General features: G+C 70.6%; 13 protein-coding genes. 10 read left to right on the forward strand and 3 right to left on the reverse strand.

Annotated elements, in window-relative coordinates:
- Window positions 1–426: 426 nt before the first annotated feature.
- Complete coding sequence (locus tag ACFVFQ_RS04755; RefSeq protein ID WP_383408646.1) at window positions 427–729, forward strand: hypothetical protein; 303 nt, start codon at window positions 427–429, stop codon at window positions 727–729.
- Between the two features lie 154 nt (window positions 730–883).
- Window positions 884–1,786, forward strand: coding sequence for a hypothetical protein (locus ACFVFQ_RS04760; protein ID WP_383408649.1), 903 nt, complete (start codon window positions 884–886; stop codon window positions 1,784–1,786).
- Between the two features lie 30 nt (window positions 1,787–1,816).
- Here ACFVFQ_RS04760 and ACFVFQ_RS04765 read toward each other — a convergent pair whose 3' ends face one another.
- The gene (locus ACFVFQ_RS04765; RefSeq protein WP_383408652.1) at window positions 1,817–2,692 is read right to left on the reverse strand and encodes an alpha/beta fold hydrolase; all 876 of its coding nucleotides are present in this window, start codon (window positions 2,690–2,692) and stop codon (window positions 1,817–1,819) included.
- Window positions 2,693–2,949: 257 nt separating this feature from the next.
- Here ACFVFQ_RS04765 and ACFVFQ_RS04770 point away from each other — a divergent pair, with 257 nt between their 5' ends.
- From ACFVFQ_RS04770 to ACFVFQ_RS04790, 5 genes are all read left to right on the forward strand, one after another.
- Entirely contained in the window at window positions 2,950–4,083 is a 1,134-nt protein-coding gene (locus ACFVFQ_RS04770) for a haloacid dehalogenase-like hydrolase (protein ID WP_383408655.1), read from the forward strand.
- A 170-nt stretch (window positions 4,084–4,253) separates the two neighbouring features.
- A complete protein-coding gene (locus ACFVFQ_RS04775; RefSeq protein WP_383408658.1) occupies window positions 4,254–4,727 on the forward strand; it encodes a carboxymuconolactone decarboxylase family protein in 474 nt (157 codons plus the stop codon).
- Window positions 4,728–4,786: 59 nt separating this feature from the next.
- On the forward strand, window positions 4,787–5,737 hold the full coding sequence (locus ACFVFQ_RS04780) for an RNA polymerase sigma-70 factor (protein ID WP_383408662.1): 951 nt from the start codon (window positions 4,787–4,789) through the stop codon (window positions 5,735–5,737).
- 198 nt (window positions 5,738–5,935) lie between these two features.
- Window positions 5,936–7,381, forward strand: coding sequence for an MFS transporter (locus ACFVFQ_RS04785; protein WP_383408665.1), 1,446 nt, complete (start codon window positions 5,936–5,938; stop codon window positions 7,379–7,381).
- A gap of 221 nt (window positions 7,382–7,602) precedes the next feature.
- Complete coding sequence (locus ACFVFQ_RS04790) at window positions 7,603–8,253, forward strand: hypothetical protein (RefSeq protein WP_383408668.1); 651 nt, start codon at window positions 7,603–7,605, stop codon at window positions 8,251–8,253.
- A 48-nt stretch (window positions 8,254–8,301) separates the two neighbouring features.
- Here ACFVFQ_RS04790 and ACFVFQ_RS04795 read toward each other — a convergent pair whose 3' ends face one another.
- Window positions 8,302–9,567, reverse strand: coding sequence for an MFS transporter (locus ACFVFQ_RS04795; RefSeq protein ID WP_383408671.1), 1,266 nt, complete (start codon window positions 9,565–9,567; stop codon window positions 8,302–8,304).
- A gap of 129 nt (window positions 9,568–9,696) precedes the next feature.
- Here ACFVFQ_RS04795 and ACFVFQ_RS04800 point away from each other — a divergent pair, with 129 nt between their 5' ends.
- Window positions 9,697–10,149, forward strand: coding sequence for a winged helix-turn-helix transcriptional regulator (locus tag ACFVFQ_RS04800; RefSeq protein ID WP_383408674.1), 453 nt, complete (start codon window positions 9,697–9,699; stop codon window positions 10,147–10,149).
- A gap of 103 nt (window positions 10,150–10,252) precedes the next feature.
- On the opposite strand, the gene ACFVFQ_RS04805 is transcribed toward ACFVFQ_RS04800, so the two are convergent.
- On the reverse strand, window positions 10,253–11,269 hold the full coding sequence (locus ACFVFQ_RS04805) for an MDR family NADP-dependent oxidoreductase (RefSeq protein ID WP_383408677.1): 1,017 nt from the start codon (window positions 11,267–11,269) through the stop codon (window positions 10,253–10,255).
- A gap of 277 nt (window positions 11,270–11,546) precedes the next feature.
- On the opposite strand from ACFVFQ_RS04805, the gene ACFVFQ_RS04810 reads away from it, so the two are divergent.
- Both ACFVFQ_RS04810 and ACFVFQ_RS04815 read left to right on the forward strand, forming a co-directional pair.
- A complete protein-coding gene (locus ACFVFQ_RS04810; protein WP_383408680.1) occupies window positions 11,547–11,939 on the forward strand; it encodes a hypothetical protein in 393 nt (130 codons plus the stop codon).
- Window positions 11,936–13,444, forward strand: coding sequence for a caspase domain-containing protein (locus tag ACFVFQ_RS04815; RefSeq protein WP_383408683.1), 1,509 nt, complete (start codon window positions 11,936–11,938; stop codon window positions 13,442–13,444). Before ACFVFQ_RS04810 ends, ACFVFQ_RS04815 begins: the two co-directional genes overlap by 4 nt.
- The last annotated feature ends 44 nt before the right edge of the window (window positions 13,445–13,488 follow it).

A 13,488-nucleotide genomic window follows, 5' to 3' on the forward strand; every position in this document is an offset into this window, starting at 1 on the left:
GCCCCGACCTTACGTCGCGCACTCCGCGGTCCCCGGCTACGAATCCCGGCCCAGGCCCGCGCGCCCGAACAGCGCACCCTTGCCGGCAGCGGCCCCAATCCCCCGTTCACCGCGCTGAGCTGAGGGTTCGTCATGTATGGAGTTCGGTGGGGCAGCGCCGGTCGGGGCGCGGAAAACCGCCCGCCTGGAGGTACCCGGGGTACCCCTCTCGCTGGCCGCGCCGCAGGCCGAAGGGCATGGATGCGCGGGTGCTTGTGGACGCCGACGATCTTGTATGGGCCGGGTGCGGCGCAGAGGCGGCCGGCTGGTTCGCGTTGCGGGCTGTCGTCGCCCGGAACCGCTGGGTTGCACCGTTCCTTGTGGCCGAGACGGCAGGTGCCTGCGGTGCGAGAGTGGAAGTGTCGGTGTCGCAGAAGGGCGGACATCATGGCGCTACTTGGACTTCTTCTCTTTGCCGCGGCCGGGGCGTTCGTCGGCCTGTCCATCGCAAGCAACCTCGTGGGCGGGCCCACCTACGGCGTGACGATCCTCGGTAACCACATCGCCACCCTGAACGGTCTCGGGATCTTCCTGGCCGGAATCGCGCTCACCCTGATCATCGGCCTGGGCGTTGCCCTGATGACGGGCAGCCTCGCCCGGTCCCGACACCGCAGGCAGGCCGCCCGAACCGCACCGGCGGCCGCGCAGTCCGAGCACCCCAAGCACCACCATTTCCGGTTCGGTCACTGAGTGGTGCGCGATTGCTGCGCAGGGCGACCGGGCGCGGCCGTGCCGGGCGTTGACGGTCGCCGGTGGCTTCGGTCGCCGGCGGGTGTGGGGCTGGCAAAAGATGCCCACGGGCCCGCGTCGTGGGCAACCACCGCACGCGCCGATGGAGGGCCGGATGGATCTGGACACCGTCGCCGATGAGCTCTACGCGTTGCCGCCGGGGGAATTCACCACGGTGCGGGACGCCCGTGTGCGAGCCGCGCGGGCGGCCGGCGACCGTGGGTTGGCCGAACGGATCCGACAGCTGCGCCGCCCCACCCACGCCGCCTGGGCCAGTAACCTCCTGGCCCGCGAGAAGGGGTCGGACACGGCGCGACTGCTCCGGCTCGGCGAGGAACTGCGGCAGGCCCATCGGGAACTGGACGGACGGCGTCTGCGCGAGCTCTCCGGGCAGCAACACGAGATGGTTGCCGTGCTGACCGGCCAGGCACGCCACCTGGCCGCCCAGGCAGGCCACGCCCTCGGACCCAGCGCCCAGCGGGAACTGGAGGACACCCTGCGGGCCGTCCTGGCCGACCAGCAGTCAGCCAGGCAGTGGGCCCGAGGTCGGCTGACGCAGCCGCTGACGGCGGTCGGTTTCGTGGCGGTGCCGGCCCCTTCCCCGGCGGCACAGGCATCGGAACACGAGGCAACGCCCTTGGCGGACAAGGTTGTTGACCTCGACGTGGTGCGCAGCCGTCGTCGCGGGCGGGTGAGGCGCGCCGAGCGGGATCGGCCGCAGCCCGACTCGGACGCCGCGGACGCCGAGCGGGAACTGCGCGCCGCAGAAGCGGAGGTGGCAACGGCGAGGAGCCGGGAGCGGCGGGCACTCGACCGGCTGGGAGAAGCACAGCAGCGCGTCCTGGAAATCGGCAGGAAGTTGGCGGAGGCCGAAGACGACCTGCGCCTGGCGCGCCAGGCGGTCAACGCCGCCGCCGACCACGTGCAGCAGGCCGAAGACGCCGAACGTGAGATCCGGCATCGGACAGACCCCAAGTCGCCGCGGTTCACCGGGGAGAGCGGCCAGCCCGGACAGTAACCACACCTCCAACTGCCGTGGTCCGGGCGGCTACCGGCCGGCGCCGGCCTTCGCAAGCAGCGCGGCGAGGATCGACTCGGCATGCGTCCACAGCAGGGCGCCACCAGCCCCCGGCACGACATGGCGATGCGCACCCGGCATCCGAGCAGCGAGCAGCGCGCCGTTGTCCGGCGAGTGACCGGTGTCCTGCTCGCCGTACCAGACATCGACCGGAACGGTGATCCCGTCGAGGGCGAACGGCCAACGCCCCATCGCCAGGACCGTGTCACGGGCGTAACCGGCGGCGCCCTGCGCAAATCCCTCGTCCAAGGCCCTGCGATATCCAGCCGCGAAAGCGGGATCCTGGTACACCGCAAGGTCGCACTCGGGGCTCCGGTTCATCACCATGTCCCCCATCGCCTCCGCGGTGAAGCCCGCGAAGAACTCCTCGGCGCCGGTTGGGTCACACGCGACCCGCTCGACGAGGGTACGCAGGTCCGCCTCCAGAACAGAAGCGAACTCCGGCGCGGCGACCTCGTCCGCGCCGGAGACGACGGCCAGCGCCGAGGCGGCCCCTTCCGCAGCGCAGGCGAGGGCGAACGGCGCGCCCTGCGAGTTCCCGATCACGGCCGGGCGCCCCAACTCCCGCAGCACGCACATGTCGCGGATGTCCCGGGCGAAGTCGGCGAAGGTCCGTCCGGGAGCGGGCGTCGAGACTCCGAGCCCCGGACGATCCACAGACACCAGGCGCACTCCGAGCGCCTCGACGGCGTCGGTACCGAATCCCAGCCATCGGCTGGTAGCCGCCCCCGGGCACAACAGGACAGGCACTCCGTCCAGCGGCCCCCACTCGGCCCAGCCGAGCAACCGACCGTCGGGCAGGGCGCTCTCGCCCAGTCTGGCGGGCGCGTCAACGTATCGAGTCATGATCACCATCATGGCCGTGGACGGGGCGCACCGCACCCGACTTTTGCCACGCCCCAGAGCGGGGTGAGGAGTTGGGATCTCCCGTGGCACGTCCCCTCCACGTCGCCACACGCTGCTACCCGGCTCCCCCTGCCTCACACCCCTCACCCACCGTGACTTCACTCATGGGAAATCCCAGGCAGACGCCCTAACATGGCGCGCTGCCCGCAACGGGCTTCGCACCACAGGACTCGTTTCAGCAGGATGGACAGACAGACGTGAACGTACGCGGCAAAGGCAGGCTTGCGGTCTTCGGAGCGGCGGGGGTGCTCACGGCCGCGGTGGTCGCAGGCAGCACTCTGTGGCCAAGCGGTGAGGCTTCCGCCGCGGGCGTCTCGTCACGCTCCGTCGCCAAGGAGCTGAAGCACTGGCCCGCGCCGGTCGCGAAGAAGCTCGGCAAGGTCATCGCCAACAACGACCACAAGGGTGCGTACGCCACCTTCGACGCGGACAACACCACCTACCGCAACGACCTCGAAGAGGCGCTCCTCCCCTTCCTGGAGATGAAGGGCGTACTGACCCGGAAGTCCATGGACCCCTCCCTGAAGGTCATCCCCTTCAAGGACACCGCCACCCACAAGGAAAGCCTCTACAGCTACTACATGCGGCTGTGCGACCTCGACGACCAGGTCTCCTACCCATGGGCCGCGCAGATCTTCTCCGGTTTCACGCTCAAGGAGCTGAAGCAGTACGTCGACGAGCTGCTGGCCTACGGAAAGCCGATCCCCGCCGAGTACTACAAGGACGGGAAGCTGACCAAGACGGAGGTCAGGGCGCCCGAATTCTCCACCGGAATGCAGGAGTTGTACCGGACGCTGCGCGCCCACGGCATCGACGTCTATGTCGTCAGCGCGGCCAACGAGGAACTGGCGCGCATGGTCCTGGCCGACCCCAAGTACGGCTACGGCGTGAAGCCGGACCACGTCATCGGCGTCTCCACGCTCCTCAAGAACCGCAAGACCGGCGACGTCACCAGCTCGCGCAAGGAGATCGCCGAGGGGCGCTTCGACCCCAAGCGGCGCAAGGCGCTGACCGATTGGGAGTTGACGCCCACCCTGTGGGCCCCGCTGACCTGGTACGAGGGCAAGCCGGCCGCCATCAAGACGTACATCGACGCATGGCGGAGGCCGATCCTCGCGGCCGGTGACACCCCGAAGAGCGACGGGCCGATGCTGTTCCAGTCCGCGGACGTGGAGCACGGCGGGGCGCGGATCTGGGTGAACCGCAAGGAGAGCTCCATGAAGGAGCTCGACGCGATGAAGCAGGCCAACGCGAAGCGGCAGAAGGAACTGGGGCAGCGGGTGACGGCCGACAAGGACTGGCTGACCGTGACGCCCGAGCAGATTCACTGAGGGCGCGGCAGCCCCAAGAAGTCCTCGCCTGGGCGCCGTCGGTTCGCCGACGGCGCCCATCGGTCGCCGACGGCGGGTGACGCGGGTCACCTGCGTGCATGTCACAGGGGGCCGAGCCGTCTCGTCTGAGGGGTGTAGCCATTGACGAGACGACCCCTCGGGAGCATCCCATGGACGCGCGACTGAACTACTTCGCCAGCCCGACCACCGGCCAGGCCCTCAAGCACTTCATGTCGGCCGGCAAGGCACTCAGGGACTCGGCCCTGCCGGCCGCGACGCAGGAGTTGGTGTCACTGCGCGTGAGCCAGATCAACGGCTGTGCCTTCTGCATCGACATGCACACCAAGGAGGCCACCGCGGCCGGCGAGACCGCGGTGCGGCTGAACTTGGTCGCGGCATGGCGGGAGGCCACGGTCTTCACCGAGGCCGAGCGGGCGGCGCTGGCACTGGCGGAGGAGGGCACCCGGGTCGCGGACGCGGCCACCGGCGTCAGCGACGAGGTGTGGGCGCACGCCGCCAAGCACTACGACGAGGAGCAACTGGTCGCTCTGGTGACCCTGGTCGCCTTCATGAACGCCGCGAACCGGATGAACATCATCACCCAGCAGCCGGCCGGCAACTACGTGGCCGGGCAGTTCCACTGACACCAACACCAACACCAACATCGGCATCAGCATCAGCCCTCGGCGTAAGGGAGTTCGACGTGAACAAGGTCGAAGAGGTCGAAGCGGCCCGGAAGGTCCGGGAGTTCGAGGACCTGCGGCCGCTGCTGTTCTCGATCGCCTACCGGATTCTGGGCAGCGTGAGCGAGGCCGAGGACGCGGTGCAGGAGACCTGGCTGCGCTTCGACGGCTCGACGACCCCGCCCACGTCGACCAAGGCGTTCCTGTCCACCACGGTGACCCGTATCTCGATCGACGTGTTGCGCTCCGCGCGCGTGCGGCGGGAGGAGTACGTCGGCCCGTGGTTCCCCGAGCCGCTGTTGAGCGATCCGTACCAAGACCCGGCGCGCACGGCGGAGTTGGCCGATTCTGTGTCGATGGCGGCCCTGCTGCTCCTGGAGCGGCTCAGCCCGTTGGAGCGGTCGGTGTTCGTACTGCGGGAGGTGTTCGCGTTCGGATTCGATGACATCGGCGAGGCGGTCGGGCGTTCGGAGGCGGCCTGCCGTCAGCTGCTGGTGCGGGCCCGGCGGCACATGCGGGCCGAACGGCCGCGGTTCGCCGTGGACCGCCAGGAGCGACAAGAGCTCGCGACGCGGTTCTTCGAAGCGCTCACCGACGGCGATGTGGGCGCGTTGCAAAGCCTGTTGGCCGCGGATGTGCAACTCGTCGGGGACGGCGGCGGGAAGGCCCCGCAGTTCGCCCGGGCCGTCGTCGGGCCGGAGAAGGTGGCCCGACTGCTCGCCTCCGTCATCCCCCAAATGGCCCGCCTCGACGTGGTGTTCGAACCGCACGAGGTCAACGGCCAGCCGGGCGCGCTCTTCCGCGACCGGGACGGCAAGGTGCTCCACACCCTGGCGCTCGACGTGCTCGACGGGCAGATCCAGACCATCCGCGCGGTGCTCAACCCCGACAAGCTGGGCCACCTCGGCCCGGTCGCCGATGCCTGGGCCATCGACCGCGAGCTGCGACGGGCCAGGCAACGGCGGAACTGACGTCGGGGAGGCGGGGGCCGCCGCTGCCCCCGCCGGCTTCCCCTCGCGGTCCGCCGTCTCAACGCCCGTCGCACCGGGTGGAGTTACGTTCCCGAAGCTGCGGGCTGGCAGACTGATCTCCATGTTCTGCGCTCCGAACCCGTTCCAGCCGCACGTTCCGATCGTCAGGGCTGAAGCGGCGGCGCCGGGGCTCGGCCGGTGACCGGCGGGCTGCCGGCAGTCGGGGCGGCCCGGCGTTGGTGGGTGCTCGCCGTGGTGCTGTTGTGCTTTCTGCCCGCCGCCATGGACGTCACCATCCTCACCATCACCGTCCCGACCCTCGCCCGCGAACTGCCCGCGTCCGCGACCGAACTGCTGTGGACAGTGGATGTGTATTCGCTCCTGATGGTCGGACTGGTGCTGGTCAGCGGCCCGTTGGGCGACCGGATCGGACACCAGCGGCTGCTGTTGGTCGGGTTGGCGGTCTTTGGTGCGGCCTCGGTGTTGTGCGCGAGGGCGCCGGAAGCGCCGGCGCTGATCGGCGCGCGGGCGCTGCTGGCGGTCGGTGCCTCGATGATCATCCCGGCCACGTTGGCGCTCATCCGGCAGACCTTCGGCGACGGCCGCGACCACGCGGTGGCCGTCGGGGCGTGGAGTGCGGTCGCGGCCGGGGCTTCGGCGTTGGGACCGGTGGTGGGTGGCTTCCTGCTCCAACACTTCTGGTGGGGCTCGATCTTCCTGGTCAACCTGCCGATCGTGGCGCTGGCCATGCCCGCGGTGGCGCTGCTGCTGCGCAACGAGGTCGAGGCCGAACGGCAGCCCTGGGAGGCCACCTCGCCGCTCCTCTCGATCGTGGGGTTCCTGGGCAGCGCCTACGCCATCATCGCCCTCAGCCACGACGACGTCGGGCCGGCGGAGGTGGCGTTGCCGGCCGGGTTGGGGCTGACCGCACTGGTCCTGTTCGTACGGCGGCAACGGCGCGCGGCGCACCCGATGGTGGACCTGTCGCTCTTCCGACTGCCAGGGCTGCGCGCGGGGGTGGTGGCCGCGGTCCTTCCGGCGCTGGTGATGGTCGGCTTCGAACTCCAACTGGTGCAGTACCTACAGTTCGTCAACGGACTGTCGGCCAAGGCCGCCGCGCTGCACCTGCTGCCGATGCCGGTGGCCGCCACGCTGGCGGGCCCGGTGGGTGGGCTGGTTCTCTCCCGGTTGGGACGGCCGCGGATCGATGTGCCCGCCGGTCTGCTGCTCGCGGCGACCGGGTACGTCCTGGTGGCGTCCGGCACGGTGGTACCGCTCGGCCTGGCCCTGATCGGGTTCGGGCACGGCCTGGTCCAGATGGTCGCCTCGAACCTGATCATGACCACCGCGCCCTCCTCCCAGGCGGGTGCGGCGGCAGGCATCGAGTCCGTCTCCTACGAGGCCGGTGCCGGCCTGGGAATCGCGGTCTTCGGCACGGTGACCGCGATGGCCTACCGCTTCCTCGTCCCCCCAGGCACCTCGACGTCCCCACTTCACGCAGCCAACTCCCCCGGGACCGCACGGGCGTTCGCCGCTGCCTTCCACACCGCCACCTGGCTGGCCGCGGCGCTCACCCTGGTCACGATCTTCCTGGCGGCCCCGAAGTCAGTGCCGGCGCACGCCCCGTCCGAGGAGCCTGGGTAGGCCCAGTCCGTGTGGTGCCCCGTGCAGGTGGTGCCTAGTGGGTTGTGTGGCGTCCAGTGGGTTGCCGCCTGCTCGACGTGGTTGCCTGGCACGCACCGACGGGCCCCGTAGGAGTGTTTCGATGGCCGGAACGCCTCCCGCTCCCTGTTCGCCGCGGCGGCCCCCTGGCAGCATCGGGCCTCCGGCCCCGCACCGCTGACGAGTCGAGGAGCGCCGACGCCGTGCCTGCCTACAACCTCGCCATACAGGAGCTGTCCCACCCCTACCCCGCACCGGGGAACGGGACGGTCTCCGGCCACCAGGTCGAGCTCATGTACCACCACATCGTCCCCAAGAGCCCGAAGGTCGGGCTGATCTGGCTGTGGAACGCAGTCCTTGAGGACAAGGTCCTGACCGCCGCGACCCCCGTGCTCAACGCGATCATCCAGAACGTCGACAAGTACGGCACCACGCTCGTTCCCACGGACCGTCAGCAGGTCAAGGACCTCGCCACCGGCATCAAGAACAAGACCCTCACCCACCAGACCGGCGCCGCCCGGCCCACCGGCTGGGACAGCTTCGCCCAGGTCTACATCTGGCTGCCCGGCAACCTCTTCACCGGCCCCAAGAACCGCGCCGACGACCCCGGGGACAAGTTCGACGCCGCCGTGCGCTTCATCATCGGCGCGAGCGGCACCCAGTACAAGACGCTGCAAACGGTGGACGCGAGGATCGCCCAGTACGCCAAGGACCGCAAGAAGACGGGTTATGCCGAGGAGGCATACGCCAACCTCGGCACCGTTGCCCGCACCTTTCTCACGCGCACGCCGTTCTCCAGCGCCCAATGGACCTGGGACTCCGGCCAGAACAAGCCGAAGGTCAAGGGTTCCTAGGGCTCCCGACCCTGGGTGCCTGGGCACCCAGGCACCCAGGCAGAATGCTCAACTGCCGCTGGGGACCGTCAGGTTGGCGGCGGGGGCCGGGACGCTGCGTCGGGTGCATGCCCACAGCACGAGCCCCAGGCAGCTGAACCCGGCGCCCAGCACGCAGACGGCGCCCCAGCCGGCCGCCGTGTAGAGGGAGGTCGCGGCGATGGCGCCGGTGGCGCTGCCGATCGAGTAGAAGACCATGTACCCGCCGATCAGTCGGCTGCCCGCGTCCGGGTGCAGCGCGTAGATCAGCGTCTGGTTGGTGACGTGGACCGCCTGCACGGCGAGGTCGAGCAGGATCACGCCGGCGAACAGGGCCCAGAGCGAGCTGCGGGTGTAGGCCAGGGGCAGCCACGAGACGGCGAGCAGCGCCAGCGCGATGCCGGTGGTCCGCTGGGCAAGTCCGCGGTCGTTGAGGCGGCCCGCCACGCTCGCGGCCAGCGCGCCGGCGACGCCGATCAGCCCCAACGCCCCCATCGCGCTGTGGGACATGAAGTACGGGGCCTCGCTGAGCGGTAGTGCGATGCTGCTCCAGAGGGTGCTGAAGGCGGCGAAGATCAGCAGGCAGAACAGGGCCCGGAGCCGCAACAGTCGCTCCCGCGCGAACAGGGTGAGGGTTGAGCGCAGGAGCTGTCCGTAGCGCAGGGTCGTCGGCGGGGTCTCCGTGTGGCGCGGCAGCACCCGGTACAGGATCAGGGCGAGCAGTGCGCTGAGCGAGGCCGAGGCGAGGTAGACCGAGCGCCAGCCCGCGAGGTCGGCGATCAGGCCGGACGCGGTGCGGGCGAGCAGGATTCCGGTGACCACGCCGCTGGTGACCAGGCCGACGACCCGGCCGCGCCCGGCGGGCTCGGCCAGTGACGCCGCGAAGGCCACCAGTGTCTGCGTGACGACCGCGAGCAGCCCCATGGTGGCCATGCCCGCGAGCAGGATCGCCGCCGTGTGGGCGACGGCGATAACGATCAACGCCGCTACCAGGAGCAGTAGTTGGGCCACGATCAGTCGCCTGCGGTTGACCACGTCGCCCAGCGGCACGAGGAGGAAGAGCCCCACTCCGTATCCGACCTGGGTGAGGGTGACCACGCTGCCGACGAGTGCCGGGCTCATGCCCAGGTCGTGGCCCATGGTCACCAGGAGCGGCTGGGAGAAGTAGACGTTGGCCACCGCGGCACCGCAGGCGACGGCGAACAGTATGACGACGCCGCGGGACAGGACGAACGCGGTCCCCTTCCCGCTGCGGACCTCGGGCCGTCGGGTCACGGCCTCACAGTTGCCAGGCATCAGCACTCCCTCGGATTCTGGTTTCAACTTGCTACCAATCGTGACGCTAACCCCTTTGGTAGCATGTTGCAACCGGTACCGGAGTGGGATAGCCGGAGTGGGAAGGTTCGCGAGGGAGAGAGGCACACCATGGTGAGCAGGACGCGCTTCGACGACAGCGAATGCCCCGTCGCACGGTCGGTGGACGCGATCGGTGACTGGTGGTCCCTGCTGATCGTGCGGGACGCCTTCGACGGGAGCCGGCGCTTCGGGGAGTTCCAGCGCAGCCTCGGCGTGGCGAAGAACATCCTCACCACGCGGCTGCGCACCCTGGTCGCCGGCGGCATCCTCGAATCCGTCCCCGCCTCGGACGGCAGTGCCTACCGCGAGTACGTACTGACCCCGAAGGGCCAGGCACTCTTCCCCGTCATCGTGGCGCTACGGCAGTGGGGCGAACAGAACTTCTTCGAACCCGGCGAACCACACTCGGAGTTGGTCGACCGCCGGCAGGGACACCGCCTCCGCGCGCTGGAAGTGCTCTCCGCGGACGGGCGACCACTCCGACCCGACGACACCACCGTTCACAAGGTCTCCGCTCAGTAGCGCAAGCCGGAGGCCCGCTGGCCTGACCCGCTCCCGGAAGGCGTCGCACTTCTTCTGGTAGCGGCGCTCGGATCTGGTAGCGGCGCTCAGAGTGGAGCCGCGGTCACAGCTCCACGTGCACGGCGCCGACGTGCTGGCCGGCGAGCAACTCCCCCAGGGCACGCGGGGCTTGGTCGATTCCGGTCAGCACCGCGCGGGGGAAGGTGAGCGTACCGTTGCGCAGTTCGCGGCCGAAGACGTCGAGCCATTCGGGGATGACGTCGAGATGGTCGTAGAGGGCCGCGCCGCGCAGGGTGACGCCACCGGTGATGAGGGCGTGCGGGTCGATCTCCGCGGTGGCCGATGCGCCCAACTGCCCGGCCAGCGCCCCGATCAGCGCCACGCGCGCGCCGCGCCGCGCCACCCGGAGCGCCGCCGTCAGCTGCTCGCCACCCACGTTGTCGACGACCACGTCGAGCCCGTCGGGCGCCGCGTCGCGGAGCTGCTCCTCGATGGGGCCCGCGCCCCGTAGCACGACGGCGTCGTAGCCCAGTTCCCTCGTCAGGATGTCGGCCTTGCGCCGCGAGCTGGTGGAGCCGATGACCCGGGCCGCGCCACGCAGTTTGGCGATCTGCCCGGCCAGGGAACCCACGCCGCCCGCGGCGCTGGTCACGAACACCGTGTCGCCCCGGCGGACCTCGCCGGCGTGCACGACGCCCAGGTAGGCGGCGGCACCCTGCGAAAGGTGCGCGGCCGGATACGGCAACGCGGCCGGGTCCAGGCGTTGCACGGCGGAGGCGTTCAACGCCGCGTACTCCCGCCAACCACCGGCCTGGCTGCTGACGATGTCGCCGACCTTCAGGCCGCTGTCGCCCGCGTCGACGACCTCACCGATACTCGGCCCCGGTACGCAGGCATCCAGGTCGAACGGTGGTACCGGCAGCTCGCCGCGGCCACGGATCAGGTCGCTCATGATGGTGAGGACGGCGAGCACGGTGGTGCGGACCAGTGCCTGGCCCGGCCCAGGCACGGGCACGGGAGCCGTCACGACGGCGAAGTGTTCCTCGGACGGCAGGCCCGTGGGACGGGCGACGAGATGGACCTCGCGGTGGGTCGCGGGGACGGTGCGCGCTTCGGGCATGCGCCAACTCCTGGTGTTGTCTGGCTCTGTGTGTCGACTGGGCTATGTGTGCTGACAGTCAGGCCCCGTCAGGGGCGTGTCTGCCCCACGATGAGTGAAACGCCCCGGCGGGCTGCATGATCCCCATTGCGCTGTGGGCTGAAGCGAGGCAGCTCCGCTGACCGGTAGTGACTGGTGCTGCCCGGCGGCCGGCCGCCGGGAATCGGAAACTCCGCCGGCCCGCTCGTGCCAGGATGGTGCGCGTCAGGTCCAACTTCTCTGTACCGGGGGGCAATTGATGCCGGATGCGGGTTTGGGTTCGGTTGGTGAACGGTGGTCGGTGGCGGTCGAGGGAGCCGAGGCGGAAGCGCCGCTGCGGTCGCTACAGGAGTGGCTGGCCTGGGACGACCGGCTGCGCGGACGGGTGGACTGGCTGCGCAGGCCCCCGCAACCGGGTCATATGGGCGCCGTGTTGGACACCCTCACCGTCATCCTCGGTACCGGCGGTGTCGCCGCGCTGATCACTCCGCTCTGCACCTGGCTGACCAACCGCCGTCCCGACGTTTCCCTCACCGTCGAACTGCCCAACGGCCGGATGGTCAGCGTCGACGTCAAACGGGCCCACGACGAACGCGCCGTGATCCGCGAGATACAGGGCCTGCTCGATCCCACGGACGAGCGCGACGCATGACCGTACGGTGGTCTCCGCACGGCCCCTCCAGTCGGGCCGTGCTGATCGGCACGGGCAGGTTCACGGACGACGGGCTGCCCCACCTCCCTGCCGTGGAGGCGAACATCCGGTCCCTGAGGGCCGCCCTGACACACCCGACGCTGGGCCTGTTGGTCCCGGAGCACTGCCGACTGGTCTCCGATCCCACCGACCAGAAGTCGGTGGGGGCGGCGCTGAGTTGGGCGGCCCGGGAGGCCGACGACCTACTGCTGGTGTACTACGCCGGACACGGTGTGTTGGACGGTGACGGAGTGCTGCACCTGGCGCTCGTCCACACCGACACCGCGAACGCCGGCTTCACCGCCGTACCGATCGACCTGGTCAAGCGGATCGTCGGCCAGGCCCGGGCGAGGTCCCGGGTGCTGCTGGTGGACTGCTGTTTCTCCGGCCGGGCGGGGTCCGCGATGGCCGAGCCGACCAACCTCGCCGTCGGCCAACTCGACTGGTCCGGCACCTACACGCTCACCGCCACCACGAGGAACGAGCCGGCGCACGCGCCCGAAGGCGCCACGCACACGGCGTTCACCGGCGCGCTCCTCCAGGCGCTGGCCGCGGCCCCTCCGCGCACCCTAGACGAGGTCTACTTCGCGGTGCACCGTGAGCTGACCGGCCGCGCGCTGCCCCCGCCGCAGCGCTGGTCCGCGGGCGCGGCCGGATCGCTGGTGCTGATGCGGGGGCCGGTGGGGACGCCCGCCGCACCACCACCGCCTCCGTCAGCACACCCCCATCCCGCACCCCCACCACCCCCGACCGTCTCCGCTGTGCCCCCAGCCACGGGGAGACGCGGCCGGCGCCGGGTGATGGCTGCCGCGGTCGCCGGTGCACTGACCGTGGTGCTGGCATCGGCCTTCGCCGTGTGGGCGATACGCACCGCCAGCCTGGCGGCCAGTGGCGCCCACGGCAGCCAATCCGCGACGACGACCCGCTCCGCCGCGCCGCCGCCCGCCTCCCCGAGCCCCGAGTCACCGACCTCCCCCACCTCCTCGGCTCCGGGCCCGTCCCCCGCCGCCGCGGGGCCGAAGGTGCGCTACCGGGACAAGGCCCTCACGCTGCGGACCAGTTGCACGGTGAAGACGGTCCAACTGCTCGATCTGGACAAGCCCGCCGCCACCACCATCGCCTCCGATGCCCTCGCCTACACCGCGGACGCCGAGATCGGCTACGGGGCCTGTCCCGGCGTCCTCGCGCTCAACTCGGACAACCCGCGGGTGAAGGCCGGTCTGGCACCGCCCGACACCCACACCGCCGATGGCTGTCGCACCGCGGCCGAGCGTTCGCCGCTCCCGCAGACCGTCGAGGCCGCAAGGATCAGCCCCGGCCTGGTCTGGTGTGTGATCACCACCGAGAACCGGGTGGCGAAGCTGACCTTCACCAAGGTCCGGCCGGCCGCCGGCGGTGACCCGGCCAGCACCAGCGCACCGGGCCCCGACCTCGAACTGACCGCCACGCTGTGGGACGCTCCGTAGGCGTGCGGGCCGGCCGGCAGCTCCGTCGCGGCGCGACGCCGGTG

Source organism: Streptomyces sp. NPDC057743, assembly GCF_042798755.1.
In the GTDB taxonomy this organism is placed as follows: domain Bacteria; phylum Actinomycetota; class Actinomycetes; order Streptomycetales; family Streptomycetaceae; genus Streptomyces.

What these genes read in the sequence shown, in the direction of transcription:
- ACFVFQ_RS04810 (WP_383408680.1), top strand. Translation starts at nt 11,547, where the DNA reads ATGCCGGATGCGGGTTTGGGTTCGGTTGGTGAACGGTGGTCGGTGGCG.
- ACFVFQ_RS04800 (WP_383408674.1), top strand. Translation starts at nt 9,697, where the DNA reads ATGGTGAGCAGGACGCGCTTCGACGACAGCGAATGCCCCGTCGCACGG.
- ACFVFQ_RS04755 (WP_383408646.1), top strand. Translation starts at nt 427, where the DNA reads ATGGCGCTACTTGGACTTCTTCTCTTTGCCGCGGCCGGGGCGTTCGTC.
- ACFVFQ_RS04815 (WP_383408683.1), top strand. Translation starts at nt 11,936, where the DNA reads ATGACCGTACGGTGGTCTCCGCACGGCCCCTCCAGTCGGGCCGTGCTG.
- ACFVFQ_RS04805 (WP_383408677.1), bottom strand. Translation starts at nt 11,269, where the DNA reads ATGCCCGAAGCGCGCACCGTCCCCGCGACCCACCGCGAGGTCCATCTC.
- ACFVFQ_RS04775 (WP_383408658.1), top strand. Translation starts at nt 4,254, where the DNA reads ATGGACGCGCGACTGAACTACTTCGCCAGCCCGACCACCGGCCAGGCC.
- ACFVFQ_RS04760 (WP_383408649.1), top strand. Translation starts at nt 884, where the DNA reads ATGGATCTGGACACCGTCGCCGATGAGCTCTACGCGTTGCCGCCGGGG.
- ACFVFQ_RS04765 (WP_383408652.1), bottom strand. Translation starts at nt 2,692, where the DNA reads ATGACTCGATACGTTGACGCGCCCGCCAGACTGGGCGAGAGCGCCCTG.
- ACFVFQ_RS04795 (WP_383408671.1), bottom strand. Translation starts at nt 9,567, where the DNA reads ATGCCTGGCAACTGTGAGGCCGTGACCCGACGGCCCGAGGTCCGCAGC.